Origin of the sequence: Mesorhizobium sp. M4A.F.Ca.ET.020.02.1.1 (assembly GCF_004022645.1) — a bacterium.
In the GTDB taxonomy this organism is placed as follows: Bacteria; Pseudomonadota; Alphaproteobacteria; order Rhizobiales; family Rhizobiaceae; genus Mesorhizobium.
On record NZ_RZOI01001229.1, the window covers coordinates 1 to 883 of the forward strand.

General features: G+C 68.0%; 1 protein-coding gene. It reads right to left on the reverse strand.

Annotation, left to right across the window (positions count from 1 at the left end; all coding sequences use genetic code 11):
* Positions 1-883 (reverse strand): helicase-related protein (locus tag EN742_RS36265; protein WP_281035063.1); only part of this gene is annotated, 883 nt, incomplete at both ends.

The following is an 883-nucleotide window of genomic DNA, read 5'->3' on the forward strand; positions in this document are numbered from 1 at the left end:
GTGCCTGATCGGCCAGCCAGCCAGGCCGGTTGGAGACAAAGGTCCAAGTACGAATCTGGGCGATGCGGTGCGAGAGCGTGTCGATATCGCCATCGGTCGTGTCGGCGCGGCGGACCTGCTCGGCCATGTAGTTCTCATCGACATGGCCGCGCCTGGCGAGGTCCATGTAGATCGACGCGATCAGGTCGGCATGCTGGGCCGGTGCGATCTTGCGGTAGTCGGGCAGGGCACAGGCTTCCCAGAGCAGCGCGACGCGCCTGGCATCGGTGGCGAGCGAGCGGATCTCCTCGTCGCGCGACAGATGCTCCAGCGCCTGCGCATCGACCGCCGGCAGGGCGCGTGTCAGGCCCTCCACCGGAGCGTTGGTCTCGATCGAGCGCTTCAGCGCGTCGAGGCTGGAGAAATCGAAATCGGCGGTGCGCCATTGCAGGACCTTCACCGGATCGAAGTCATGGCCCTCGATCTTCTGGACCAGTTCCTCGTCCAGCGGATCGACCTGGCCGGTGACGCCGAACGTGCCGTCGCGCAGGTGGCGGCCGGCGCGGCCGGCGATCTGGCCGAGCTCGGCCGCGGTCAGGTTGCGGTATTGGTAGCCATCGAACTTGCGGTTCTGGGCGAAGGCGACGTGGTCGAGGTCGAGGTTGAGCCCCATGCCGATGGCGTCGGTGGCGACAAGGTAGTCGACGTCGCCCGACTGGAACAGCGCCACCTGCGCGTTGCGGGTGCGTGGCGAGAGCGCGCCGAGCACGACGGCGGCACCGCCCTGCTGGCGGCGGATCAGCTCGGCGATGGCGTAGACCTCGTCGGCTGAGAAGGCGACGATCGCGGTGCGCCGCGGCAGGCGGGTCAATTTCTTCGAGCCGGCATAGGCCAGGTGCGACAG